The 25,048-nt window shown below is 52.5% G+C and carries 30 protein-coding genes; 10 read left to right on the top strand and 20 right to left on the bottom strand.

The window, feature by feature from the left end:
* Positions 1-209: 209 nt before the first annotated feature.
* On the bottom strand, positions 210-443 hold the full coding sequence (gene yodD / locus E2F51_RS20475) for a YodD family peroxide/acid resistance protein (protein WP_053142415.1): 234 nt from the start codon (positions 441-443) through the stop codon (positions 210-212).
* A gap of 330 nt (positions 444-773) precedes the next feature.
* Between yodD and E2F51_RS20470 the strand changes: the two genes are divergently transcribed.
* Positions 774-932 (top strand): YqaE/Pmp3 family membrane protein, encoded by a 159-nt coding sequence (locus tag E2F51_RS20470; protein ID WP_013202689.1) that lies wholly within the window; start codon positions 774-776, stop codon positions 930-932.
* 65 nt (positions 933-997) lie between these two features.
* Positions 998-1,192, top strand: coding sequence for a protein DsrB (gene dsrB / locus E2F51_RS20465; protein WP_013202688.1), 195 nt, complete (start codon positions 998-1,000; stop codon positions 1,190-1,192).
* Between the two features lie 91 nt (positions 1,193-1,283).
* Here dsrB and E2F51_RS20460 read toward each other — a convergent pair whose 3' ends face one another.
* From E2F51_RS20460 to fliF, 15 genes are all read right to left on the bottom strand, one after another.
* Positions 1,284-2,987 (bottom strand): methyl-accepting chemotaxis protein, encoded by a 1,704-nt coding sequence (locus E2F51_RS20460; RefSeq protein WP_134824398.1) that lies wholly within the window; start codon positions 2,985-2,987, stop codon positions 1,284-1,286.
* A 168-nt stretch (positions 2,988-3,155) separates the two neighbouring features.
* On the bottom strand, positions 3,156-3,791 hold the full coding sequence (gene rcsA / locus E2F51_RS20455) for a transcriptional regulator RcsA (RefSeq protein ID WP_013202686.1): 636 nt from the start codon (positions 3,789-3,791) through the stop codon (positions 3,156-3,158).
* Between the two features lie 652 nt (positions 3,792-4,443).
* Complete coding sequence (fliR, locus tag E2F51_RS20450) at positions 4,444-5,229, bottom strand: flagellar biosynthetic protein FliR (RefSeq protein ID WP_013202685.1); 786 nt, start codon at positions 5,227-5,229, stop codon at positions 4,444-4,446.
* Positions 5,229-5,498, bottom strand: coding sequence for a flagellar biosynthesis protein FliQ (fliQ, locus tag E2F51_RS20445; protein WP_013202684.1), 270 nt, complete (start codon positions 5,496-5,498; stop codon positions 5,229-5,231). The genes fliR and fliQ overlap by 1 nt, the downstream gene beginning before the upstream one ends.
* Positions 5,499-5,579: 81 nt before the next feature.
* Positions 5,580-6,314, bottom strand: coding sequence for a flagellar type III secretion system pore protein FliP (fliP, locus tag E2F51_RS20440; protein ID WP_013202683.1), 735 nt, complete (start codon positions 6,312-6,314; stop codon positions 5,580-5,582).
* Complete coding sequence (fliO, locus tag E2F51_RS20435; RefSeq protein ID WP_053142421.1) at positions 6,314-6,709, bottom strand: flagellar biosynthetic protein FliO; 396 nt, start codon at positions 6,707-6,709, stop codon at positions 6,314-6,316. The genes fliP and fliO overlap by 1 nt, the downstream gene beginning before the upstream one ends.
* Positions 6,710-7,111 carry a flagellar motor switch protein FliN gene (fliN, locus tag E2F51_RS20430; protein ID WP_013202681.1) on the bottom strand — a complete coding sequence of 134 codons (402 nt, stop codon included), beginning with the start codon at positions 7,109-7,111 and terminating at the stop codon, positions 6,710-6,712.
* Positions 7,104-8,111 carry a flagellar motor switch protein FliM gene (fliM, locus tag E2F51_RS20425; protein ID WP_134824397.1) on the bottom strand — a complete coding sequence of 336 codons (1,008 nt, stop codon included), beginning with the start codon at positions 8,109-8,111 and terminating at the stop codon, positions 7,104-7,106. The genes fliN and fliM overlap by 8 nt, the downstream gene beginning before the upstream one ends.
* Positions 8,112-8,116: 5 nt before the next feature.
* Positions 8,117-8,596, bottom strand: a complete 480-nt coding sequence (gene fliL, locus E2F51_RS20420) for a flagellar basal body-associated protein FliL (protein ID WP_013202679.1) — start codon at positions 8,594-8,596, stop codon at positions 8,117-8,119.
* 150 nt (positions 8,597-8,746) lie between these two features.
* Positions 8,747-10,054 carry a flagellar hook-length control protein FliK gene (locus E2F51_RS20415; RefSeq protein WP_134824396.1) on the bottom strand — a complete coding sequence of 436 codons (1,308 nt, stop codon included), beginning with the start codon at positions 10,052-10,054 and terminating at the stop codon, positions 8,747-8,749.
* Positions 10,051-10,497 carry a flagellar export protein FliJ gene (gene fliJ / locus E2F51_RS20410; protein ID WP_013202677.1) on the bottom strand — a complete coding sequence of 149 codons (447 nt, stop codon included), beginning with the start codon at positions 10,495-10,497 and terminating at the stop codon, positions 10,051-10,053. The genes E2F51_RS20415 and fliJ overlap by 4 nt, the downstream gene beginning before the upstream one ends.
* 42 nt (positions 10,498-10,539) lie before the next feature.
* Positions 10,540-11,898 (bottom strand): flagellar protein export ATPase FliI, encoded by a 1,359-nt coding sequence (gene fliI, locus E2F51_RS20405; RefSeq protein WP_013202676.1) that lies wholly within the window; start codon positions 11,896-11,898, stop codon positions 10,540-10,542.
* Positions 11,898-12,587 carry a flagellar assembly protein FliH gene (gene fliH, locus E2F51_RS20400; RefSeq protein ID WP_134824395.1) on the bottom strand — a complete coding sequence of 230 codons (690 nt, stop codon included), beginning with the start codon at positions 12,585-12,587 and terminating at the stop codon, positions 11,898-11,900. The genes fliI and fliH overlap by 1 nt, the downstream gene beginning before the upstream one ends.
* Complete coding sequence (gene fliG / locus E2F51_RS20395) at positions 12,580-13,572, bottom strand: flagellar motor switch protein FliG (RefSeq protein WP_013202674.1); 993 nt, start codon at positions 13,570-13,572, stop codon at positions 12,580-12,582. The genes fliH and fliG overlap by 8 nt, the downstream gene beginning before the upstream one ends.
* Positions 13,569-15,299 (bottom strand): flagellar basal-body MS-ring/collar protein FliF, encoded by a 1,731-nt coding sequence (fliF, locus tag E2F51_RS20390; RefSeq protein WP_013202673.1) that lies wholly within the window; start codon positions 15,297-15,299, stop codon positions 13,569-13,571. Before fliF ends, fliG begins: the two co-directional genes overlap by 4 nt.
* Before the next feature lie 238 nt (positions 15,300-15,537).
* On the opposite strand from fliF, the gene fliE reads away from it, so the two are divergent.
* Both fliE and E2F51_RS20380 read left to right on the top strand, forming a co-directional pair.
* Complete coding sequence (gene fliE, locus E2F51_RS20385) at positions 15,538-15,849, top strand: flagellar hook-basal body complex protein FliE (protein WP_013202671.1); 312 nt, start codon at positions 15,538-15,540, stop codon at positions 15,847-15,849.
* A gap of 159 nt (positions 15,850-16,008) precedes the next feature.
* The gene (locus E2F51_RS20380; RefSeq protein WP_225309822.1) at positions 16,009-16,206 is read left to right on the top strand and encodes a tail fiber assembly protein; all 198 of its coding nucleotides are present in this window, start codon (positions 16,009-16,011) and stop codon (positions 16,204-16,206) included.
* Positions 16,207-16,210: 4 nt separating this feature from the next.
* On the opposite strand, the gene E2F51_RS20375 is transcribed toward E2F51_RS20380, so the two are convergent.
* The 3 genes from E2F51_RS20375 to E2F51_RS20365 all read right to left on the bottom strand — a co-directional run bounded on the left by E2F51_RS20375 (position 16,211) and on the right by E2F51_RS20365 (position 19,367).
* Positions 16,211-17,275: an acyltransferase gene (locus E2F51_RS20375; protein WP_134824394.1), complete on the bottom strand. Its 1,065-nt coding sequence runs from the start codon at positions 17,273-17,275 to the stop codon at positions 16,211-16,213.
* 801 nt (positions 17,276-18,076) lie between these two features.
* Positions 18,077-18,256 (bottom strand): hypothetical protein, encoded by a 180-nt coding sequence (locus E2F51_RS20370; RefSeq protein WP_134824393.1) that lies wholly within the window; start codon positions 18,254-18,256, stop codon positions 18,077-18,079.
* A 391-nt stretch (positions 18,257-18,647) separates the two neighbouring features.
* Complete coding sequence (locus E2F51_RS20365; RefSeq protein ID WP_245174140.1) at positions 18,648-19,367, bottom strand: LexA family transcriptional regulator; 720 nt, start codon at positions 19,365-19,367, stop codon at positions 18,648-18,650.
* A 199-nt stretch (positions 19,368-19,566) separates the two neighbouring features.
* On the opposite strand from E2F51_RS20365, the gene E2F51_RS20360 reads away from it, so the two are divergent.
* From E2F51_RS20360 to E2F51_RS20335, 6 genes are all read left to right on the top strand, one after another.
* Positions 19,567-19,932, top strand: coding sequence for an antiterminator Q family protein (locus E2F51_RS20360; protein ID WP_134824392.1), 366 nt, complete (start codon positions 19,567-19,569; stop codon positions 19,930-19,932).
* A gap of 152 nt (positions 19,933-20,084) precedes the next feature.
* Entirely contained in the window at positions 20,085-20,552 is a 468-nt protein-coding gene (locus E2F51_RS20355; protein ID WP_013202667.1) for a glycoside hydrolase family protein, read from the top strand.
* Positions 20,549-20,893, top strand: a complete 345-nt coding sequence (locus tag E2F51_RS20350; RefSeq protein WP_134824391.1) for a hypothetical protein — start codon at positions 20,549-20,551, stop codon at positions 20,891-20,893. The genes E2F51_RS20355 and E2F51_RS20350 overlap by 4 nt, the downstream gene beginning before the upstream one ends.
* Complete coding sequence (locus tag E2F51_RS20345; RefSeq protein WP_134824390.1) at positions 20,890-21,186, top strand: hypothetical protein; 297 nt, start codon at positions 20,890-20,892, stop codon at positions 21,184-21,186. The genes E2F51_RS20350 and E2F51_RS20345 overlap by 4 nt, the downstream gene beginning before the upstream one ends.
* A 276-nt stretch (positions 21,187-21,462) precedes the next feature.
* Entirely contained in the window at positions 21,463-23,211 is a 1,749-nt protein-coding gene (locus E2F51_RS20340) for an amylovoran biosynthesis protein AmsF (protein WP_134824389.1), read from the top strand.
* A gap of 139 nt (positions 23,212-23,350) precedes the next feature.
* Positions 23,351-23,620 carry a hypothetical protein gene (locus E2F51_RS20335; RefSeq protein WP_013202663.1) on the top strand — a complete coding sequence of 90 codons (270 nt, stop codon included), beginning with the start codon at positions 23,351-23,353 and terminating at the stop codon, positions 23,618-23,620.
* 60 nt (positions 23,621-23,680) lie between these two features.
* Here E2F51_RS20335 and E2F51_RS20330 read toward each other — a convergent pair whose 3' ends face one another.
* On the bottom strand, positions 23,681-24,937 hold the full coding sequence (locus E2F51_RS20330; protein WP_245174139.1) for a GGDEF domain-containing protein: 1,257 nt from the start codon (positions 24,935-24,937) through the stop codon (positions 23,681-23,683).
* Positions 24,938-25,048: the final 111 nt, after the last annotated feature.

Raw genomic sequence — 25,048 nt, 5'->3', positions numbered from 1 at the left:
AAAATAAAATGAGAATGCCGTCTCAACACGCGGCAGCATTGGGTTGACCGATTTACGCCATGTACAATTTTCACAATCCTGTACAACTTTGGCGAAACTTGGGACTTGTCTTAGTAGAGAAGTCAGGTACTCTGCTGCAGTCAGAGAATTTCCTCTGTAACGAATTTCAAATGAATTTTTCATTCCCGGCCAGATGGCCGGGATTTTTTTTATCTGTTCACTTCCGAAACCGTAAAATCGCGGATATCGAGTTCGAAGGCGTCGGCCAGTTCGGTGTACGAACGGTACTCCCGACCATCCACCCTGACTTTGTGCGCGCGGTCATTATCCATAAACTCTTTGACCTCACCGCTGGAACGATCCTGGATCGCTTCCAGTAACGCCTCAACGTCAATATTGACTTCACGCTGAACGTTGTCGCTGTACTCTTTTGCAATAGTCATCATGGAGTTCCTCAGCCGATCGTATCAACTGAGTATAGATGGCGGGAAGGAAAGGGGAGGCGGGAAACAGGCAAAAAAAAGCCCGCGCTGCGCGGGCAAAAATCCTTGTTACTTTTAGGTTGACTGCGCCTTTGGGGATGGTGCAGTGGGGAGAGTGTATGCAATCTCCCTGTCAGAAGTCCCACCGCGAAACGTTAAGAAAGTGAAAAGAGGCGTTGCGCCAGACATTACGTTGTTTTACACGCTGCCACCGGGCGGCATTATGCATAACGGCTATACTTATCAGTCGATTAGACAATAATAAGTTTCAATCCACGCTATGGAGGCGACATGGACCTTTTACGTATCATTATTGCGATTATTTTACCGCCAGTTGGGGTGTTCATGCAGGTCGGTTTCGGCGGCGCGTTCTGGCTGAATATTCTGCTAACGCTTTGCGGTTATATCCCGGGAATTATCCACGCCGTGTGGGTAATTGCACGTCGTTAAGTGACTCCACTGCCAGAGGCGTTAATTTCGGTTAAACTTAGCGCATCTATCAAGGGAGGAACGCAATGAAAGTGAACGATCGGGTCACGGTCAAAACCGACGGAGGCCCACGCCGACCGGGCAAAGTGCTGGCTGTAGAAGATTTCAGTGAGGGAACGATGTTTCTGGTTGCGCTGGAAGACTATCCGCTGGGGATTTGGTTCTTCAATGAGATTGGGCACAGCGATGGCATCTTTGTGGAGCCACATCCGGAAGCCTGATGGCTGGAACGGTGTTGCGATCCTGCTGCCTCTGACCCGGCAGCCCGTTATTGAAGTGAAGGGGCGAACTGAAAAGTTCGCCCCTTTTCGATCAGAAGGTTTCCCAGTTATCGCTGTTCGCCAGCGCAGGGCGGCCGGTGGCCAGCGCGGCTTTAGGCTGAACTGCCTGCACCGGCTGCGCTACGCGGCGTGGCGCGCTGTCACTCAGATGGAAGGCGGCAACGGCCTGAGTCAGGCGTGAAGCCTGTTCTTCCAGAGAAGAGGCGGCCGCAGAGGCTTCCTCAACCAGCGAGGCGTTCTGCTGCGTTACGTTATCCATTTCGGTCACCGCCAGGCTGACCTGCTGGATCCCGCGACTCTGTTCATCAGAGGCGGCGGCAATCTCGGCCATAATGTCGGTAACACGGCGCACCGCACCGACAATGTCGGTCATGGTGTCGCCGGCATGGCTGACCTGCGAAGACCCTTTACCAATCAACTCCACCGATTCAGAAATCAATCCTTCAATCTCTTTCGCCGCGCCCGCACTGCGTTGGGCCAGGTTACGCACTTCGCTGGCGACCACGGCAAAACCGCGACCCTGTTCCCCCGCCCTGGCGGCTTCGACCGCCGCATTCAGCGCCAGAATATTGGTCTGGAAGGCGATGCTGTTGATCACCGTGGTAATTTCGGCAATTTTCTTTGAACTGGTGGAAATATTATTCATGGTGCTGATCACGCCAGAGACAATTTCACCGCCCTGACTGGCTTTACCTGAGGCATCGGCGGCCAGCTGGCTGGCATGATGCGCGTTCTCGGCATTCTGTTTCACCGTGGCGGTCAGCTGTTCCATACTGGCTGCGGTCTGTTCCAGCGCGGCGGCCTGCTGTTCGGTGCGCGAGGAGAGGTCGGTGTTCCCGGCGGAGATTTCGCTGGAACCCTGATAAATCGCCACCGCACCTTCACGGACGGTGCCGACGGTTTTCACCAGCGACTGCTGCATATTTTGCAGATTGCTGCCCAGCGTGCCGATTTCACTTCTTCCCCAGTTTTGCAGCGGCGCGGTCAAATCGCCACGGGAAATATGTTCAATTCGCTCAACCGCCTGACGCAGTGGCGTGATCACCACACGACGCAGGAAGATAAAGGTCGCCAGGGTGAGTAACAGCGCGGCAGCAAACGCGGCGGCCATCATAATAAAGCCCAGCCGGGTTTGTGATTCGGCCTGTTTATTAATGGCGTCGGCGCGTTGAGTACGAATGGCAATGGCTTTTAATAATACGGCGTTATACGCATCATCAAACTTACGGGTGTAATCCGTTTCCTGCGCAATCACCCCTTCGAAACTGCCATCTTTGGCGCTTTTCACCATCGGCAACAGGCCCTGAGTGACATAGGCATCGAATTTGGTTTTCAGCTCGCCATCCAGCGCCATATCTTCCGGGGTTTTCACCCGACGATTCAGGTAAGCATTAAAGCTTTCCGTCGCTTGCTGAATACGCTTTTCGGTTTGCTTAACATTATCGTTAAAGGCATCCATCTCGCCGATTCGGGCGGAGGCACCGGCATGGATGATATTCAGGCGGGCGGTACGTAAATGGTTAGAACTGTTCGAAATCGCCATTCGGACCTGAATTTCTTCCGTGACGTCCTTCAGTGACTGATTACTCTGGATAAGAAAATAGCTGGCCAGCGCAATACACAGGGCAAACAACAGCAGGATGCCACCCAGGATCGCGGAAAATAAAGGTACCAGTCGCAGATGTTGCCAGAAACTGATCCCGTTTTGTTCGGCATTGAGGTGTGATGATTTCATGTCCTTTTGCTCTCTGTAAGGGGTAAGCGAAGCGGGGAGCTTCGGTCTGTCTACAGAACATCGGCAACAGGCGGAAAAGGCTTAGCGGGGAAATGAGATCTGGTTAACACTTTGCTCAAAAAAAGAAAAAGCCGGCAAACGCCGGCATTTTTACTGTGCAGGATGTGATTATCTCACATTAACATAAATGCCACTGGTGACATTGTCCGTCAAACGGACCACATGATAAATAACTTGTTTGTTGTGTGTTTTAATTTTGCGTTTAATATTTCCTTTATGGGAGGAAACCGTCTTGGCCTTAATTTGCATTTTATCCGATATTTGAATTGTATCGTGGCCAGACATCCACATTTTAAGCATATTTGATTCTGTTTGGCTCAGCGTCAGTGGATGCACGTCGAAACCTGCGGAATACCGCGGGGAAACATTGAGTTTCTTTTGAAAATAAGACAGCAATAAATTATCCAGAGTGGCCGGCTTAATCGATTTTGATGTAATAATCAGGTTCTTACGAACGTAGAGATATTCCTCAAAATGGATGTTAGATATGGCCATGAAGATAAAGAACAGCGTGTCAGGATGCTGCATAATAATATTTCTTATGCGCTGACTGGCATCTGCTTCATGAATGAAACAATCTTCGTTAATAAAAACCACGCCTGGCTGATACTGTTGGCATTTTGCTTGTAATTGATCAATGTCAGTGACGGAAGTAATGTTTTTCTTTTTAACACCCTTCACAGTCATATAATCGGTAAGCCCTAGCCGTGTATAGCTGCATGAATCCATTATAATTGTTGGCATTGTAGCGACCCTCACCAAATTGTTATCCGTTTAAATCAACGATGAATTACGCGTTTGTGTAGTTACAAGAGTAAATTGTTCTTATGACGATCTTATTATTTACCCGGCAGTAAATCTGTGTGAGCGAGCGCCCACTGGTCAGATCTGTCCATGCCCGAGGTAATATTTAGGTTTAGTCAGCAGATAAAACCAGTCTTTCGACGCTGAAAATCCACGTTCAGAATGAGTGACTGGCAAATTTTCTTAGCACAGCATGCAGCATGTTTTTTGTGAGCCACGCCACTATCGCGCAAAACACAGAAAAGTCTGATAGGACGATTCCTAAAAAACATTCGTCATGCGAATGTGTGACGCTGTGTGGTGTGTTGACAATGCCGCAAAATGCGGTTTGACACAAGATAAACCACCAAAAATAAAATTTCCAGTAAAAACAGGTAGTTGTTTGTTTTATGAACGTTAACGTTCCCGTAACAATCTACCCGTTTCGAAAATCAAAATACGCTAACTGGGATTTAATAAGAATAATTTTCATTGTCCGAATTAACTTATCAGAATTTCCTTAATGAAATTCTGATAATTTTGGTTCGAAAAATGCACAAACACATTTCACATACTTAACAGTAGCGACATTATGATCTATGGATACATTAATTTATCTGGCGGGCATCTCGCTGAGTACACTGGCGAGTAAATCAAACACTTCACTGAACAAATGCTCACAGAATGGGGCGAGGAGGGGCATCATCAGGCTAATGAAGATGATCCCTATAGATAAGGTGACCGGGAAGCCAATAGCGAAAACCGACAGTTGAGGTGCAACACGGTTTAACAAACCCAGTGCCAGATTAAGGGTGAGGAGCAGAGTTATCAACGGTAGCGCTAATCGCAGACCGTTAAGGAAAATTAGACTGGCCGCTTTGGTCAGGGCAAGGAAAGCATTGCCGTTGATCGGATCGCCGCCGATTGGCAAGGTGTGAAAACTGTCGGCAACCATCGAGATCAGCCAGAGGTGTCCGTTGAAGGACAAAAACAGCAACATGGCCAGCATATCGAGAAATCTTGCCAGTACCGGCATGTTCAAACGGCTGGCCGGATCGAAGAAGGTGGCAAAGGACAGTCCCATTTGCAAACCAATCACTTCTCCCGCCGTCCGCACCGCAGCGAAGGCGAATTGCATCGTAAAACCTATCGCCACACCAATCAGAATTTGCTGAATCAACAGCCAGAATCCGCCAACTGAGAACAGCGTCACGTTTGTCGGCGGTAAAGAAGGCAGCAGAACGTAAGTGATCATCACGCCGAGGCCGATTTTCACTTTCTTGCTGATGGATTTCTCGCTCAGCAGTGGCGCGGTCATGATCAACGCCAGTACACGCGCCAGCGGCCAGAAGAGTTGGCTGATCCAGAACACCAGCTGACTGCTGTCGATGTTAATCATTAACCGATCATATACGGGAGGTTAGTGAACAGGGTACGCATATAGTCGAGTACCAGATTCAGCATCCACGGCCCGGCGATCACCATAGTGGCGACAACCGCGAGGATTTTCGGGATAAAAGAGAGGGTCTGTTCGTTGATCTGGGTCGCCGCCTGCAGCAGGCTGATAATCAGACCGCTGACCAACGCGGCCAGCAGCAGTGGGGCAGCAACCGCCAGGGCAACCTGCATTGCATCGTGCCCGATAACCATAACCGATTCAGGTGTCATAGAGACTCCGGAGAAATAAAAGGGAAGTGCATTTTTCGGGGCGAAGTGGCTCCGCCCTCAATTTTTTTGGCAAATAAACGGTTAACTGTAAAAACTTTGCGCCAGCGAGCTGACCAACAGCGACCAGCCGTCGACTAAAACAAACAGCATCAGCTTAAAGGGCAGCGAGATAGTGGCCGGTGGCACCATCATCATCCCCAGCGCCATCAGTACGCTGGCAACCACCAGGTCGATAATCAAAAACGGGATAAACACGGTAAAACCAATCTGGAAAGCCGTTTTTAATTCGCTGGTGACATAGGCGGGTAACAGGATGCGCATCGGCACGGCTTCCGGTCCCTGCAATGGCGGGGAGTTTGAAAGACGGGCAAACAGCGCAAGGTCGGCTTCACGGGTCTGGCGCAGCATAAACTCACGCAGCGGCTGTGCCCCTTTATCAATCGCATCCTGCATGCTGATCTTGTCCTGACTGAACGGCAGATAAGCATCCTGGTAAATTTTGTCGAACACCGGACCCATAATAAAGAAGGTCAGGAACAGCGCCAGACCGAGCAGCACCTGGTTCGGCGGGGCGGACGGCGTGCCCAGTGCGTTACGCAACAGGCCAAACACGATAATGATGCGGGTGAAGCTGGTCATCATCAGCAGGATGGCGGGCAGGAAGGTCAGCGAGGTGATGAATACCAGCGTCTGTACCGGTAATGACCAGCTCTGGCCGCCGTTGGCGGTTGGGTGGCTCATCAGGCCAGGCAGCTGCGCGTGCACATCAGGCGCGATCAGTAAAAACAGCGCCAGCAGAGGAAGAAAGCGTTTCATTATGGCTTACCGGGGCGTTTGAGTAAGGACTGTAACACCTGACGGAAGTCTGCCGTCGCAGCCGGAGGCTCCGGATTTTCCTGCTGCGGTTTAGGCGGCAGGGTATGTAAATGGGTAATCTGTTGACCGGTCACACCCAGCACCAAACGGGCATCTTCCACATCGACAATCACCACGCGTTCGCGCTGGCCAACCTGGCAACTGGCGCTGACGGTGAGGCTGCTTTGCCCGCGAATGCCGCGTTTCGGCGTAAAGCCGAAGCGTTTTGCTATCCAGGCACAGGCCAGGATCAGCAGGATAATCACCGCCAGCACGCTGCTGACCTGCGTCAGCATCGAACCGGTGGACACAGCAGGCTGACCTGCTGGCATTGGCTGGAGTGAACCGGTCTTCATTTAGCGGCTCAGACGACGCATACGTTCGGTCGGGGTGATGATGTCGGTGATACGCACGCCGTATTTATCGGCCACCACCACCACTTCACCCTGCGCAATCAGATAGCCGTTGATCAGGATATCCAGCGGCTCGCCCGCCAGGCCTTCCAGTGAGACCACGGAACCCTGAGTCAGACGCAGCAGCTCTTTAATGGTCATTTTGGTGCGGCCCAGCTCCACGGTCAGTTTGACCGGGATGTCCATAATCAGATCGATATCCTGCAGCGAACCGGTGATATCGTTGCTCTCCAGAGATTTAAACACCCCTTCAGAAGACGGCGTGCTGGCTTGCTCATTCATCGCGTCAGCCCACAGGTCGTCCGCGGAGATGTCGTCTTCGGACGGCTTATTCGTATCACTCATCGGGCTGTTCCTCGTTCATCGAATTCAAAATCGGGTTAATCAGATGTTCCACACGCAGCGCGTACTGCCCGTTAAGGGTGCCGTACTGGCTGGTTAACACCGGCACGCCGTCGACATGGGCGATGATGCGGTCCGGCTTTTCAATCGGTAAAACGTCACCTGGCTTCAGCGCCAGCAGACGGGAAATGCGCATCGACACTTCACCAAAGTTGGCAATCAGCTCCAGTTCGGAGTGCTGAACCTGCTTCACCAGCGTGTCGCGCCAGTTCTGGTCTTCCTGACGGGAGTTCTCCAGCGGTTGATTGACCAGCGTTTCACGCAGTGGCTCAATCATGCTGAACGGGATACAGATATTGAACTCGCCGACCAGGTTACCAATCTCGACCTGGAACGGCGTGGTGATCACGATATCGTTCGGCGAGGTGGTGATGTTGGTGAACTTCACCTGCATTTCTGAGCGCACATACTCTACGTCCAGCGGATAAATCGGCTTCCACGCTTCGCTATAGCCTTCAAGGGCCAGTTTCAGCATGCGGCGGATTACCCGCTGTTCGGTCGCGGTAAACTCGCGGCCTTCCACTTTTGTCGGGAAACGACCGTCACCGCCAAACAGGTTATCCACGGCGATAAACACCAGGCTTGGCGAGAACACCACCAACGCCGTACCGCGCAGCGGCTTCAGGTGGATCAAGTTCAGGTTGGTCGGCACCGGCAGGTTACGGGCAAACTCATGGTAAGGCTGAATTTTAATCGCCCCTACCGTGATGTCCGGGCTGCGGCGCAGCAGGTTAAACAACGCCATGCGATAAGAGCGGGCAAAACGTTCGTTGATGATCTCCAGCGCCTGCAGACGTTCGCGAACCATGCGACGCTGGGTATTAGGATCATACGGACGAATGTCGTTATCGCCCTTGCTGGTGGTGGTTTCTTCTGCCGCACTGTCGCTGTCGCCATTGAGCAGTGCGTCGATTTCCGCTTGTGAGAGAATGCTGTCGCCCATAATGTCTACCTCAGGATAAAGGCAGTGAACAGAACATCGTTCACAACCTGCTGAGGTTCACCTTGTACCAGCGGTGGTGCCAGTACAGCTTTGATTTGTTTCATCAGTTCCTGTTTGCCCTGCTCGCTGCTTAACGCGGAAGCGTCCTGGCGGGAGAGCAACAGAAGCAGACGGCTGCGAACTTCCGGCAGATAGTCGTTAATGCGACGACGGGTGTCTTCGTCAGGCAGACGCAGCGTAAAGCCAACATACAGCACCCGATCGGGATCGTTGTCTGGATTGATTAAGTTAACGGTGAAGGTGTCCAGCGCATAGAAGACCGGTGCGACAGGCACGGCAGGTTTTTCAGCCTTCGCACTGTCAGCAGGGGACTTCATCATGTGCCAGACCATATAGCCCGCCACGCTGCAAGCAACCACTGTTACGAGCAGTAACAGGGGTATCAGGAGCTTACGTTTGCCGCTTTTGGCTTTCTTATCAGTCATATGAGCTATAACTTCCTGTGATTATCTTCGAGGTGCGGTGCCACTTAATCCGCTATCCCACGGTGTTATGGGCAGATTATGGCGCGTCTTGCGCTAAACAATAGGCAGATAAGACGCGCGTTTTGCCACTAGCTTATGCGTTTGTCACCGTCAGGCGAAAATATCAACAGCGTTGGAACCGGCTGCACGCGCCTGTAATGAGGCTGGAACGGCAATCGCGGTGACATCACTGTCGTTTTCTGCTGCAAGACTAAATGTGTTACCACGTGAGTTATTACGCTGCGGATCCTGCTGGTTGCCAGAGCTCTGACCCTGCTGGAACGCATCGCTGCTAACGTTACTCTGGCCGAGGTTGATGCCGTTTTCTGCCAGTGCGGTACGCAGCTGCGGAATAGCCGCTTCCAACGCCGCACGAACCTGGCTGTGGCCCGACACCATATTCAACTGCGCCTGGTCGTTATCCAGCTTCAGACTGATCTGAATGCTGCCCAAATCCTGTGGATGCAAATGCAGTTCAGCCGTTTGCTGACCGTTTTTGCTGAACATCAGGATCTGCTGACCTAACGCCTGCTGCCACTCCTGGCTGCCAAGCTGTGAACTTAGCTGCGCGCTGGCCGGCGCCGTCACCAGTGAAGTTGTGACCGGCGTGGTCAGTGAAGAAGCCGCACTGATAACATTATTGGTTATCGTCGACGCGGGGGCAGAACTTGAATTTTCTTTATCTGTCTCTTTGCCCGCGTGGCCCATGGCCTGCTGGAAAGCGGTATTCAGCACGCTGGTATCCACCGTGGCTTTCTGAGACGCGCCGGCAGTGGATGCGGTGGTGGTGGCCGTATCAGCCTTGCCGCTGACGTTGCCTTTATCACTCTCTTCCGTGGTGTCCGCGCCGAGCAGCGAAGCGAGGGTCGACTGCTTCGCGCCCTTAATGCTTTGTTCGTCAGACAGCGATTCGGTGCCTTTGGCTTGCGTCGTCACCGGCTGGGCGGTGGTGGGTGGCAGCATGGCGAACAGCGCCTGCAGGGTTTGCATATCGCTCTGATTCAGCGTTGGCGCGGCGGCCTGACTTTCGTCCGTGGTTTTATCGTCGGTCTTGATGTCTTTGCCGGTTTTCTCTGGCTGCAGCAGGGCACTCAGGGTTTCCGGCTTGTCCAGCGCCGCCAGCAGGGCATTCAGCCTGGCTTTGGAAGACTGGCCCGCGTCGGCGGTTTCACCGGCAGCCGCGGTGGTGGCTGCGGCGGCAGTGGCCTGGCCTTTTTCGCTCTGTTGCGCCAGGGTCAGCAGCTTGTTTCCCAACAGGGTCAAAAAGCCTTTAGCGGTGCCTTCACCCGCAGCGGACGCTTCGCCTGCTGCGGCGGTGGTGGTATCGGTCCCCACGTCTGCTGACGCTGACGCAGAGGCGGAATGACTGGACGTCGTGGTTTTGGTCCCGGAAGTAACAACAAGTGGCAAAGTGATCATTCGCCTTTCCTCAATGATGCCCGTTGGGCAAATTCATCCATCCGTTTCTGATCGAGACGGTTTTCCTGTAATAATTCGTTGGCCTGCGCACGCGCATGCAGCGTTTCGTAGGCATGGAGCCGCTGCTGCTTATCGCGCCAGAAGGTCAGGGCGTTTTCCACCCGACTGCTCCAGTGCAGGAGCTGCTGACGATGCTGTTCGATGGCTTTTTCCAGCGTTTCAATAAACTGGTGGTAGTTGTACCAGCGGGTGCTGGCAATGCCTTCCGCCATGGTGTTGTTCAGCGTTTTACGGTATTCGTCCTGGTAGTTCAGCAGCATGGATAACTGTTCGTCGGCCTGCTTGTGCGCGCGCCGGACGTCACCCAACTGGATGGCCGCCTTCTCAAGATCTTTCTGTGCCAGACCGCACAGGGTTTCAATGGGTGATGCTTGTTTTGCCATGCTTCCTCCGCCAGGGTCGGACTTCTCCGCTCGGGCCGCCCGTTAGCCAAAGATTGCCTGTAGGTGCAAACAGGCATCGTCAAATGTGCTGCGCTCAAACATGCCCTGTTGCAGGAAGGTTTCCAGCTCGGGGTAGAGTTTGATTGCTTTATCCAGTGTCGGATCGCTGCCTGCGGCGTAAGCGCCGACGCTGACCAGATCGCGGTTACGCTGATAGCTCGACAGTAACTGCTTGAACTGGCGAACCCGCGCGTAGTGCGGCTCATCAATCAGGTGCGCCATCACGCGGCTGATTGAGGCTTCAATATCGATGGCCGGATAGTGGCCGGACTCCGCCAGACGGCGGGACAGCACAATGTGTCCGTCCAGAATGGCGCGGGCGGAGTCCGCAATCGGATCCTGCTGATCGTCGCCTTCGGTGAGAACGGTATAGAAAGCGGTAATCGAGCCGCCGCCATCAATGCCGTTACCGGCACGTTCAACCAGCGCCGGCAGCTTGGCGAAAACCGATGGCGGATAGCCTTTGGTTGCCGGCGGTTCGCCAATCGCCAGCGCGATTTCACGCTGTGCCATCGCGTAACGGGTCAGTGAATCCATAATCAGCAGCACGTGCTGGCCACGGTCACGGAAATCTTCGGCGATACGGGTAGCGTAAGACGCGCCCTGCATACGCAGCAGGGGGGAAACGTCAGCCGGCGCCGCAATCACTACCGCACGCGCACGGCCTTCGGTGCCGAGAATATTTTCGATAAAGTCTTTTACTTCGCGACCACGTTCGCCGATCAGGCCAACCACAATCACGTCCGCTTTGGTGTAGCGGGCCATCATGCCCAGCAGCACGCTTTTACCGACGCCCGAGCCGGCAAACAGGCCCATACGCTGTCCACGTCCGACCGTCAGCAGGGCGTTGATGGCGCGCACGCCGGTATCCAGTACGTCGGTTATCGGCGTTCTCTGCAACGGGTTGAATGGCGGGGTGATTAACGGTGCGCGATAACCGGTTTCCGGTGCCGGCAAACCATCCAGCGGACGACCGCTGCCATCCAGCACGCGGCCCAATAATTCCGGGCCGAGCATCAGCTGCTTGCCGCTGTGCTTATCGCCAGACAGACGGGCGTAAACGCGTGCGCCGGGTAAGATGCCTTCCACTTCTTCCAGTGGCATCAGGAACAGCCGCTGGCCATTGAAGCCAACCACTTCGGCCTCAACTTCCGCCACGCCATTATTGTCCGCGCGTTCAATCACGCAGGTGGCGCCGAGCGGCAGCTGCAAGCCGGTCGCTTCCAGCACCAGCCCGGTCGCACGGGTTAACCGTCCGTAGCGACGCACTTCGGGTAACTGGTTCAAACGTTGTTCGAACGATTCCATGGCGCCAAGCCAGCGTGAAAGGCGAGTGGTCATTACAGTTCTCCCGGTGCTGCAAGGCGGCAAAGTTCATGCCAGCGGGTGGCGAGGCTGGCATCCAGATCGCCATCTTCAGCGCTGACTTTGCAGCCGCCAGGATGGATCGTGCTGTCAGCCATCAGACGCCAGCCGTGCAGGCTGAGCGTGGCACCCAGCGTTTGTTCTACGCGCTGTAAATCGTCCGGATGCACCCGCAGCGTCGGTTTGCCGCTTAACATCGGTTCCTGCTGGATCATGCCCTGAATCTGACGAAGCAGGGCGGTGCCATCGACGTGCGGCGCCTGACCGATGACCTGACGCGCGGCTTCCAGCGCCAGCTGCATCAGTCGAGCGGCAATCACGCTGTCCAGCGCTTCCAGCGTATGGTTGAATTCTGATACCAGCTGCTGCATACGCGCCTGAAGCGGCGCCTGCTGCTGCTGTGCTTCCGCCAGACCCTGCTGAAAACCGGCGTCGTATCCCGCTTTCTGGCCTTCGGAAAAGCCTTTCTGCTGACCTTCGGCATAGCCCAGACCCTGGGCTTCACTGCGCACCTGGGTCTGGAGCTGCTCCAGCTCAAACTGCTGCCGGTTGAAGGGTTCTTCCGGCTGCTCTTCCTCGACGATTTCTTCGATCTTGGGCTTGTTCAACTGCCCGAGATCGTTGGGCTGCCAGCGCTGCCACGGTAAGGAAGATTTATCAGACATACTGTTCCTCGCCACCACCAATCACCATCTCGCCACTTTCTGCCAGACGACGAACGATAAGCAGGATGGCTTTCTGTTCGCTTTCCACCGCAGACATACGCATCGGGCCACGGTTGGACAGGTCGTCGCGCAGGATATCTGCCGCACGCGAGGACATGTTTTTCAGGAACTTCTCGCGCAACGGCTGCTCGGAACCTTTCAGAGCCACCAGCAGAGATTCGGATTCCACTTCCTGCAACAGGCGCTGGATGCTGCGATCGTCGACCTGGATAAGGTTTTCGAACAGGAACATCTCGTCGATAATTTTCTGTGCCAGCTCGCCGTCGAACTCGCGAACCGCTTCGATAACCGCTTCTTCCTGCTGGGTCTTCATCAGGTTGATGATTTCCGCCGCCGTTCTCACGCCGCCCATCTTCGCGCGCTTGAGGTTCTGGCCATCGAGCAGGCCGTTCAGCACTTCGGTCAGTTCTGCCAACGCCGCCGGCTGTACGCCGCCGAAGGTGGCAATACGCAGCATCACATCGTGGCGCAGACGTTCGTCGAACTGAGCAACAATATCCGCCGCCTGAGCACGTTTGAGGTGCACAAGGATGGTGGCGATAATCTGCGGGTGTTCGTCGCGGATAAGATCGGCCGCCGCTTGTGGCTCCATAAAGTTGAGGGTGTCCATGCCGCTGGTGGTTTCCCGCGTTTCGAGAATATCTTCCAGCAGGGTGGCGGCCTTCTCCTCGCCCAGCGCTTTAACCAGCACCGTACGCAGATAATCATTCGAGTTGACGCTCAGTGCCGCAAACTGCTCGGCATCGATTTCGAACTCGCGCAGCACATCGGTCAGCTGCTTGTGGGACACCTGACGCATATTAGAGATGGCAGAACTCAGGTGTTGGACTTCGCGGCTGTCGAGGTGTTTGAACACCTCAGCAGCGCGGTCTTCACCAATCGTCATCATCAGGATGGCGCTTTTTTCAGTACCGGTGAGACTCATAGCTCGTCCTTCATCCACTGGCGAATAACCAGAGCCACCACACGCGGGTCATTTTCTGACATATCGCGAATACGCTGGCTCATGACCTCAGCACTCATGCGGTGCTGAGATTTACGTTCCTGATCCTGCTCGTCTTTCGACAGGCTGACGGCCACGGCATCGTCACCGGATTCTTCCCGAGCCTGCTTAGCAACGGCCGCGGCTTCAACAGCAGCCTTCTCCAGCTCTGCCTTGCGGCGCAGCTGTGGGCGAACCAGCTTGCGGTAAAGGATCCAGGCAACAATCAGTACCAGTAACCAGCGTCCCAGTTCCATCATCTGGTCGATGAAGGCCGGCTGTTTCCAGAACGGTACGTCATCACTGGTGTCTTCAGTTACGGTGAACGGTGAGTTAACCACGTTCAGACTGTCTCCGCGTTTGTCCGAATAGCCCATCGCCTCACGGGTCAGGTTTTCAATCTGTTTCAACTGTGCATCGGTCAGCGCAATTGGCTTACCGGCTGCGTCTGCTTTGTAGTTCACCACCACCGCGACCGACAGGCGCTGGACTTCACCGACGTTCATCTTGGTGTGAAGGATGGTGCGGTCCACTTCATAGTTGGTGGTGTTGTCGGTGCGGGTATTCGACGGACCGGCCTTGGCGGTGCTGGCGCTGGAACCCTGATTCGCCGCTGCCGCGTTGCCGTTCTGTCCATTCTGACCGTTTTGGCCGTTCTGGTTGTTTGCCGCAGGCGTGGTCACCGGTGCGGTATTCGCCGGAGCAGGCTGGTTGGAAAGGGCACCCGGAACGCCGCCAGGATACTGTCCGCCAATCTGTTCGCTGTCGCTGGTCTGGCGAGAGCGGACAGCCTGAGTAGACGGGTCGCTGTTTGGCTGATATTTCTCGTCGGTCTGCTCACGGGCATTAAAGTCGATCTGCGCAGTCACCTGAGCATGAACGTTGCCGGTTCCGACAATAGGATTAAGGATGGCTTCGATGCGAGACTGGAAGCGGTTTTCAACATCGGTGGCGTATTTCAGCTGAGCATCATTCAGATCGCGGCCAGCATTATCTGATTGGGTCAGCAGGTGACCGGCCTGGTCAACAACGGTCACATTGCCCGGTGGCAGTCCGGCGACGCTGCTGGAAACCATATGCACGATGGCACTGATTTGCCCCTGATCGAGCGCACGACCCGGTTGCAGCGTTAAGGTGACGGAAGCGGTTGGGGATTTCTGCTCGCGGACAAACAGGGACGGTTTTGGCATCGCGAGGTGGACACGAACATTTTTAACCGGGCCCAGCGTTTCGATGGTCCGCGCGAGTTCACCTTCCAGCGCGCGCTGATAGTTAACCTGCTCGCTGAACTGGCTGATGCCGAATTTTTCCTGATCCAACAGCTCAAAGCCCACGGCTCCGCCTTTCGGCAGACCCTGTTGGGCTAAACGCAGGCGCAGCTCATGCACTTTTTCAGCCGGCACCATTAATGCACCGCCTTTATCATCAAACTGATAAGGGATGTTCATTTGGGTGAGCTGAGTAATGATTGCTCCGCCGTCTTCATCACTGAGGTTGTTGTACAGCACACGGTACTCAGGCTGTTTAGCCCAGAGCGCCATGGCGATAACGATGGCGATCACCGCCGCCGCCGCAATGATGATTGGGATGCGAGGATTAGCGCGTAAACGAGTAAAAAGGTCGTTCAGACCTTTCTTCTCGGGTTGATCCTGCGTGACAGTTGCATTCATGACTCTTTCCTGGCTGACAGTTGACCGGACTGTTTCGTGTAGTGTCGTAACAAAACTGACTCCCTGATGCGCTGGCGAAAAATTTTCACTTCTAATGGCTGCCATTATTTTCTGAATCAGGAAATTCGATGGCTGGATAAGCCGTGTTTTATGCGCTTATTTAGCGGCTTTGTCTTATTGACATTGTGTTAAGTTTTCACCCATCAAAAAAATCACCGTCCACTTAGCAAGGTAAAATATGTCAATTCAGGGTATCGAAAGTGTTATGCAGCAGCTGCAAACCGCAGCGATTCAGGCCAGCGGCAAGAGTACCGATGCCTCCAGCCATGCGGATTTTGCCGGTGAGCTGAAAGCCGCACTGAACAAGATCAGCGACACGCAGAATGAAGCCCGCACGCAAGCGCAGGACTTTGAGCTGGGTAAGCCAGGCATCAACCTGAACGATGTGATGGTGGATATGCAGAAGTCGTCGGTGTCGATGCAGATGGGGATTCAGGTGCGTAACAAGCTGGTGAGCGCGTACACCGACATCATGAATATGCAAGTATAAGTCGGTTAACTTATTGGCAGGAAAGGAATTAGAGGCTAGACGGCTTTGCTGTGGGACAGTGATGGGACAAAATCATTGAGCTTTTCGTTAAGCAGGCTCATTTGCGCTTCGTCATTTTCGCTCATCCATAAAGCGGCTTAAGATGCTGCGGGCGTTTCCTTGCATATCACCCTCAAGCCCACGCTCATAAATGAAGTTAGCCAGCGCATAAGCGTGCTACAGGATGCCGTAGGTCTTGAACTGGCAACCGCTTATGAAACAAAGACGCTTCTCTTTTGGAAGAAGTGTCGAGTTATACTTAGTCGGGTAAATGCTTATATTGCCTTGCCAGTCACATGTTCCTACAAGCCAAACTAATCTTTTAACGCTGGACTTTACCTTGAAGCTTTCTTCCAATTTTTATAAATGGTAACTCGACCAGCCTGTGCAACGCGTATGCAAACACAATGGCGATAAGCGTTGAAGTCACAAGCTTGATCAGGTTGCCAGCTTCCATCCAAAAAAACGGTGGGTGTTCAATAAGAAGATACATTATAAAAAAGTGCGAGATGTATATCGAAAAAGAAATGTCACCAAAAAAATACATTATTCGCGAATTAAATACTCGGAAGTTCGATTCGTGAATAATAATGGCAACAAACAATGGCAGCGCTATGAGATAGAACTTGGTTAAACCCGAGCCATAGACTATCTCTGAGAAATACAGCGAACCAGAAAGGGCAACTAATAGCATAATCATAGCACAAGCTATGATGGGGCTTATTTTCATCCATCCTCTATTGAACGTTTCGCACAGCCACATGCCGAGCAGGAATTCTAAATGAAGGGATGTGCTAAAGAACTTTAAGGCATGATCGACGTAGGAGCTATCTCCTAGAGCCGCGACATAGCTGGAGTTGAGCGATACCGAGCCTGTGAAGGTGAGCTGAAGTAAGAATACCTGAGCTAACAACATGGCTGATGCTATCAGCACTCTATATCTGTGACTTATCATCATTGCTATGCCGAACACAAAGTAAAACCAGATTTCGTATGAAAGCGTCCAGGCAGGGCCAATAAAATTAAAGTCGAATTCCGGAGCTGGCCGGTTATAGTCTTGAAGAATAAACATGCCTGATTTAATCATTGTCCATATGGGGTGGACGTTGTATCGGATCAGGAATATTGAGGAGATAACCAGTATGAATAGAAATAGCGGGTAGATTCGAAAAAAACGCTTAAGGAAGTACTTAGCGACATTATCCTTCTTTGCGGTGACATAAGTTATAATAAAGCCACTTATCAAAAAGAACAGATCAACGCCGAAACCGCCGTTCAACAATGCCCTGTTAAAAGGCTCTACCTTGCCGATATACATAAAAGAAAAGTGAAACAAAACGACCAGAAGCGCCGCAAATCCTCTTGTGTAATGAATGCTTTTTAACATAGTTAGTCCAAAGTTTTAGATACGCGCAAGTACGCGCCAGATAGTATCAATCAATCCCTCTGGCTGGTAGTCAAAAAAAACCGTGATGGGGTTCCACTTCTTTTGGATTCCAGCTCTAAGCCAATGTCTGAAGATGTGATCCGTTTTGAGTTTTACGTCGAGGGTGCTGGCATACGTGTCGGGCAGTCCATCATCACCCGTCACGGCTCAAAAAAAAGCCCGCATGGCACGGGGCTAGTTTCCCAAACTGTCATTGATGGCGTATGCGTTGGCCAAATTTAAGACATTAAACCGTTCTTCAGTCGGTAGTTAAGGCCTGTTGTTGCATGAATGTTACTTTTAAGACTAATACCCCCCAGATAATTCGGACAGAAGCGTCGGGGAGTGATATTGTAATTTCTTCTTGTTCACAGTTTATGAAGGTTACTATTCCTATTATCAGATTCAAATGCCCGTCATGTCATGGATGTCAGTTCCGTTTATCGCCCCATAACATCACGCCAAAAAATCCCCACGGTGCTAACTGTATTTTCTGCAAAGCCGGAATGCAGGCCAGCGCTCAGACTCTTACTCACTAACACACTTCGACCGTAAAAACTCTTGATTGCCGCGAATGAAAATCGGGTGAGTCACTAACCCAGCACTTCAGCGCTGCAATCAGGGTGTAAAACTGCTCTTACCCCTCGCTTACCCCGACAATCAATCTTCTATTTAAGAAATCAATCGCTTACCCCGATAATCAATTTTCTATTTCAGAAATCAGTCGCTCACCTCAAATCACTCTTTTACCTCAACAATCACTCACGTATCCCTGACCGATTTCACCACGCGTTGGCTGCACCCACTCAGCGCTTCAGCAATCTTACTGGCCAACCGACGATCGCGCTGTCGCCGCGCCAGGGCTTCTGCACGGCGGGCTTTGTAACGACTTTTGCTGGTGCCATGTTGCTGACACGCTTTCCAGATGATCGTGGTCATCATAACCTCCTGATTTTTACGGCTGGCTGGTATTCATTCAGGGAAAATATGACCATTAAATCAGTTAACAGCATAAATATATCCCCTCCTAAAAACGATAGCCATAGTTATTATTAATATCAATGGTTATGATGAAAATAACTGTGCTTATAGGTTTAATTCATTGAATTTAAATGAAAAAATGTTTTTTTATCGCTTTTTTTACGCTTTATTCTGGCGATGTTATAGAAAGCTTTACTAATCTATTCAGTTGAATCAATGCGTCAAAACCCCTGTGCAGGTTAACTGTCACAGAGGGGGGAATTTGCGAGGAGTAACTGATGATATCTGTACTGCACAGAGTATCCGGAGGGCGATACAAGGAAACCATTCTGCAAGGGCAGGATGTCAGTACTTACCGTCTTAAATCACGGATCAGGAAGATTGCAACACCCGTCAGTTCTGACTCGTCAGAGAGCTCTACAGCGGGCAATCTGGGATCATCTACGGTTAAAAAACCATTAGAGGGGCCCTCAAGATAACGGTATACGGAGAGGCGGGAATTGACCTTTGCAATCACCAAATCTCCAGATTCTGCTGGTACTTCAGTGTCGATGATGACGATGCTGCCGGCGGTGGCTTCTGAGCAACCGCTGTTGCGGTCAAGAATATAGGCTCGCCAGCTCTTCTTCGCCTTTGCGCCATTAGGAGCTGAGACCACTTCTCCTGTTTTTCCATCTGGCCCCCAAACGGAAATAGTAGTACCACTCTTTACTTTGTCAATGGCGCTAATGGCGGAGGCGCCGCGCATCTCTCCTTCGCCGTTAGCCAGCCACTGTACGTTCACGTCGAGGGCGCGGGCAATGTCGACCAGTTTGCGGGAGCCTTCTGCTTCCCCTTTGGTCAGACGCCAGATTGTAGGCTGCGATACGCCGGAGGCTTTAGCTAAAGCACCCTGGGTAATTCCCATCATGGACATAGCCATGTTCAGTCGGTAAGCGAGTGTATTCGGTTTCATATACCAGAATTTATAGCGAAGGCTATTTTTCGTCAAACACGCTTTGCTATTGACGAAGATAATAGCTATTGCTATTAATTTATCATAAGCAATAGCAAGGAGGATATTCAGCGCCACGGAATGCTATCGGATTTACCGCTCTTTCACAATCTGGCCGCCCAGCCTAATCGCTGGCAACGCATCCGACGTCTTCGTATGACGCAGATTTATCCCGATATTTGGCTCAGATCTGCCGACTTGAACTTAGCAGGTGTTTACGAAAAGTGCCGAAGAGATCGGCTCGTTACCTGCCTGAATGCTGATTTAAGGAGTCATTATGCGAGACATCAAGCTATTACTGGAAAGCTGGGGCGGCTGGGCGGCCACCGATCGCAATGGTATCGGTTACTCTTCTGTTGCGGCCGGTTTCCGTGGTCTGATTACCTCCTCACCGGTTCCCCGTCCTATCTGCAGTGACAACGACGGCATTCTGCTCGACAGCTGCATCAGCCGTCTGAAAAAAAATCATCCTGATGAACATGCGCTGCTGGTTGCTCACTATCTGTTCAGAATTTCACTTCGCTCCATTGCCCGCCGACGCCGTTGCGCCGACGGCACCATTCGCAAGCAACTCCAGACCGCAGAAGGTTTTGTCGAAGGGGTGTTATCCGCGCTGGATATAACGCTTGAATGTGAAAAATAATTTATTTTCAGAAAAAGTGGTTGCGTACGCAATTACCGATCCATGATGTTAAAAAGGCAATTTAATCTTCACCCTTGAAGCACTTTCAATACCGGGGAATTCACTTTACATGAATTCAGGCTGGTGCCTGTTTTCGCATGAGGAGGTGGGGAATGAGTAAGATAATACAGATATTAACCTATGAAGAAGGATATAAGGATCGGCCTTATATTGACACTGAAGGTTATCCAACCGTTGCCTGTGGGATCGTTATCGGTCCCAAAGACGCTTCGCTGGTTAATTATCAATTTACCGTGCCAAAAACGGTGGGCGATATTTGGATGCAAAAAATGCTGGATGACAAAATTCAGCTGATGAATACGCGTCCTTCTATTGTCGCTGCATTGAAGCAATGTAATCCAGCGCGTGCCGATGTGCTGTACAGCATGGCCTATCAGCTGGGTGTTGATGGCCTGGCAGCCTTCAAAAATACGCTAGTGATGATCTCAAACGGTCATTTCGATGGCGCGGCGGAAGGCATGCTCAGCAGCTTGTGGGCACGGCAAACGCCGCAGCGGGCAAAACGACTGGCGCAGGTGATGCGCAGCGGTACGTATGATGCTTATCAGGGGGTTATATGAAATTCATTCTGTTTTTACTGATTGTGCTGGCGGTGATTTTCCTGGTCTGGTGGGTAAGCAAGCACGGCAAAATCGAGTTGGTCTCCCATACCAAACTGCTGTTTAAGACCTGGTCGGTCTGGCTGGCGTCAGCCGGTTCCGCCATCGGCGCCTGGGCCCAGTCATTCCCGGATTCCGCGATGAATGCCTGGACCGCATTACCGGAAGATGTGAAGACCTTTATGCCTCAGCACTATCTCGGTCTGGTGGCCTCTTTTATGGTCGCGATGGCGGTTATCGCCCAGTTTGTTCGGCAGAAAACGTTAGCCATACAGCGCCAGGCAACGGAGGGTAAAGCATGAGCACACTTCTTTCTCTTTTCACCGGCAGCTGGCATGGGCTGGCTGCAATCGGGGTGGTGTTTGCCGCGTTAATCGCCAGCTGGTTTGGCGGCAAAAAAATCGGCAAGGTGCAGCAAAAAGCCACCTCTGACGTCACGGCGGCAAAGCAGGAAGCCGATCGTGTGGCTATCGTCGCCAATAAACAGGCTCTGGATATTAAGGAGGTTAAAAATGTTCAGGACAGTAATAACGTGCTTACTGATGACGCTGCTCGTAACAAGCTGCGCGACTCAACATGGAACAGCCCACAATAGTCCTCAGCTTATTCAGGACTCCTCCTGTACGTTATTTTCACCCATCCGCACTTACGGTAAGGACTGGCAGGTCATTGATATCAGGACGGTGAAGGAAATTAACGTCCACAACGATACCTGGAATAAAGTTTGCGCAACTAAAAAGGAAGATTAACCCATTCACCCACAGGGAAAGGGTGATTTTATCCCTCAGGAGTTATGACTTATCTTTTATTTTTCCTTTAATGAATTTTTCATTTAGGCGATTCGCTACGGCTTATTGCCGCGGAGGTTATTATGATTGAAGTTAACTCATTTGCTGAATTAAGAACAACTGCACCTGCCAAAGCTGGCGATTTGGCTATTCTGCGCCGTTATTACGATAAGGATTCCACATTCCGTGGCGGCGGTGATTTTGTCGGTTTCCTCAGCGCCACGCCGCCGGCGGATGATTCAGGCACGCTGGCAGCCGGCAGCACTTTTTACTGGAAACGCGTCATTCACGATCCGGATGAACTCAACATCTATCACTTTGGCGGGAAGGGTGACGGCGTGACCGATGACAGTGGCGCCTTCAAGCTGATGATGAGCTGGGCGCAGACCTTTAATACCAACGCCAAGGATCTCGGTGTGCGCTTCCCGGCCGGAAAGTTCCTGATTAATCCCATCGATTATACCGGGACCGACGCCGCCTTCTTTTATATCTACGGCGATGACAATCCCCATGGTGCCATGCCCCGTACCACCATCGTGTCCAACAAATCCACCGCACCGGTGTTCAAAGTGCAGGCACGGCGTGTGGCCATCAAAGGCATCGCGTGGAATGGCCAGGCCACGGCGGATATCACCACCAATAAAGCGGCGATTACCTCGGCGATGTGTACCAACCAGCAGCCGTTTTTTGAAAATACCATCGTTGCGGGGGAGTCGGTGGTGATCAATCGCTTCAGGGCGTCAAACAATGGCGGCACGGTCATCAAGCTGTTGGATACCCTGGATTCGAAGTTTGACCAGATCTATACCTTAACCACCTATGGCCGGGTGTTTGATATTGGCTGGTCCGATACCGCGGCCGGTGTCTGGGATCACTCAACGGCGATTGAGTTAACCAATGCGAATTTCCAGACCGGCTATGGTGATGCAACGCTGTATATGCCGCGCGTCACGCAAGGTATTTTGCGCAACGTGTGGAGTGAGCATACGCGCTTCCCGGGCGACCTGAGTGATGGCGGCTGGACGATTGATACCCTGAATCTGGAAGACTGTGCCAATCCGTTCAACATGAACAATGGACGCGTGCAGATCCGCCAGCTGAACCTGCAATCCGGCGGTAAAGTCAGTCTGGATACTACGTCTCCTCGCTGGCTTTCAGGCTATGAATACGGCTGGCGTCGCGATGAGAGTTTTGGCTCAACCATGACCGGTTCGATGAAGGCGGGCTGGTACACCGGCTTCAAGGTGACCAATACCTCGACCAGCGACAAATGGTACAAGCTGGGCAAAATCAACATGCCGAAGGATAATCAGCAGTGGGTGGTGGAGATGATCAGCAAAGCCACTAACGATGTCCTGACGGGCACGGCGGGTAACCCGGTCACGGCGCTCTCTTCCTGTATGACCTGGCTGAATATCTCGCGTTGTTCAACCGCCATCTATGCTGACATTCAGCATAAAGGTTCCCCGGCGGTGCTGGACGTGAAGTTGAACCGCATCGGTGTGACCTACGCCGAAATCTGGGTCAAGCTGAAAGCCGCCAGCGGCGACATGATGTTCAACCTGAAATCGACCGGGCCGAGTCGTTTTGAGTCGGGCGAATGTAACCTGTTCACCCCGGATCTCAGCGAAGTGACCGACAGCACCACCATCGGCACCACCTCACCGAACGCCCGGATGAGCCTGCATAACGGGCTGGCGGGAATTGGCGCGAACGAGAAGGGGGTACTTACGGTGGCTACCGTGGCGGCCACCGCGCCAACCACCACTACGGCAGCGGGCTATATCACCGTCAACATCAACGGTACGGACCGCAAAATCGCCTATTTTTGACCTGTAAAACAGCAGCGGCCGCCAGTAATGGCGGCCTTTTTCAGTGTTTTACTTTGTTGGTTAAAAAATTGTTGTGAACTTCTGCGAAACGCAGCGGTCAGAATTGATGAGTAATTTTTTAACCCAGAAGGATAAACGCATGAGTGATAACACCGAAGAACGTAAATCTCCGACTGAACACGTACGCGATGTGACTTCTCAGTTAAAAGAAATGCGCCACTATGCCCAATCCAATGTGGAAACGCTTTCAGCTCACTGGCTGGCTTTTGATCAGGGTGAGTACAAACATCCCGAATTCGCTGAAAGAGTGAACGACTTGCTAACTAAGCAGGGTCAGCTACTGGATGAGTTAGATAAAAACATTCAGGATATGGAAATTGAAGCGAACCGTATCGACAACGAAGCCTGATAATTCAGACTGAGTGAACGCAACCCGCCACGGCGGGTTGTTTTGTTTTTGTGGCAGGCACTACAGCACGAACTCCGGGCTGACGCGGTTTCTGCCGCTGCTTTTCGCAATGTACAGTTGCTCATCGGCATTTTTGATCGACTCGTCCAGACTGCCCGCATCTATCACGTGCAAGGTACTGATGCCAATACTCACCGTCACGCTGAGGTTCTGCTCGTTGAGCATAATGGTATTGCGCTCGATGCTCTGGCGCAGCCGATCGGCCAGCAGATACGCTCTTGGCTGAGAAATCCCCTCTATCAACACCAAAAACTCCTCGCCTCCCATCCTGCTGATGATTGCCGTCTGTTGCAGCGACTGGCGGATGCACTCCACCGTCTTCGCCAGCACCTGATCGCCGGCCGCGTGCCCGTAGGTATCATTGATGTTTTTGAAACGATCGATATCCACCACGAAAACCGCGCCGTAAAAGCCGCTGGTTTTATTCTTGCGGGCAATCAGCGCGTTCAGCTGCGAGGAGAGGCCGCTGCGGGTCAGTGCGCCGGTGAGGAAATCATAATCCGCCCGCTTGGTAATGCGCGCCACCAGCTTTTTATTGGCGGTGGTACTCAATGCCACAATCAGCGGGCTGATGGTCATCGCGGCAACGCCCAGTCGGGCGGATGCCAGGCTGTCGATGCGGAAGAAATCATCGGAGCCCTGGATAGTCAGCACCTTACTGGCCACCAGGATGATTTCAGTGATACCGGTTAACAGCGTGAGCAGGCAGGTAAAGAAGATCGGATAGCTGACCGCACACCACATCAGCGCAGGCAGCGGGAAGATCAGGCTGCCGCCGCCGCCAACATAAATGCCGCACACGGTGGAAACCAGCAGCATCACCAGCGGCATCAGATTGCTTTCGCGGAGTTCATTGAACAGCTGGTCCAGCTCATCACGGCGCGGGAAGGTGATCACCAATGGCAGGATCAGGATCGACGTGGACACCTGTTCGCAGAACCACGAGATCCATCCTTGCATCAGGTCATCATGAAAATAACGCTGGCCGGCGAAGGAGCCAATGGCGGCACACACCGCGGCGGCGATAATGGAAGCCGGGAAGACGCGAATCAAGGCCTGCAGTCGTCGCGGATAGGGACGCGTCAGATAGGGTGACAGCAGCACCGCCTTGCCCACCGTCACAAAGGCGATATTCGCGGCATCCATTCCCAGCGAAACAACAACCGGGGTGCCGTAAAGCATATCGGCGGCAACCATGCCGAGATACATCGCCGGCAGGCTGGAAAGGGTATCGAAGCGAGGAAAACGGATCAGCACCCCTAATAACAGGGCATTACACGGCCAGAAAAGAGAAAGTGCCTGATAACTACGGCAATGCAGGCCCAGGGTCGCTAAACATAATGCGAGAAAAAATAAGAATATAACCTG

The organism is Erwinia sp. QL-Z3 (assembly GCF_004551645.1).
Lineage (GTDB): Bacteria > Pseudomonadota > Gammaproteobacteria > Enterobacterales > Enterobacteriaceae > Erwinia > Erwinia billingiae.
The sequence above is the reverse complement of the archived record's forward strand: the minus strand, read 5'-3'. Positions and strand labels throughout refer to the sequence as shown.